This window comes from Enterobacter sp. PGRG2, from assembly GCF_030291195.1.
Lineage (GTDB): Bacteria > Pseudomonadota > Gammaproteobacteria > Enterobacterales > Enterobacteriaceae > Enterobacter_D.
In genome coordinates, this window is the sequence record NZ_CP127837.1 from 43,624 (window position 1) to 44,160 (window position 537).

The window sequence follows — 537 nt, forward strand, 5'->3', positions numbered from 1 at the left end:
ACTGGCTGTGTGGTCGCCGATATGGACTCTTCTAACTACGACTATGTGCCGTGGATTAAATTGTTCCAGAAACCTGACGCCGCCGGGCGCACTAACGTGCAGCAGCGCAAAACCGATCTGTATGCCTGCGGCGTGAACCCAAAAGTGGATCTTGACGATCCGCACTGGAGCCTGAACGGCTCCTATCCGGGCGAAACGTCTGAACAGTTCAATGCACGACGTAATAAAGTGCTGAGCTGTATGAAAGGCAAGGGCTATAAGGTTTACGGTTTTGATGACTGTGGCCCGCTGAAAGCCCCGACCGGTTTATGCACAGACTAATGGCGATCCGGCATGTTGCATGCCTGGCCGCCGCAGGGCTGATGCTTACAGGTTGCGTGGTGGCGGATCTTGATTCATCCAATTTTCGCCACCCGCCCTATGCGCATACTATTCAGAAACCGGGCCAGCTCGGACATACCGACGTTGCGCAGCGTACGCGGGATCTTTACGGCTGCGGGCTGGATAAAAACATCGCGCCGGATGATTTCAGTCGCG

General features: G+C 55.1%; 1 protein-coding gene. It reads left to right on the forward strand.

The window, feature by feature from the left end; all coding sequences use genetic code 11:
• On the forward strand, window positions 1-321 hold a 321-nt coding region (locus tag QRD42_RS00085; RefSeq protein ID WP_321987909.1), incomplete at its 5' end, for a hypothetical protein.
• Window positions 322-537: the final 216 nt, after the last annotated feature.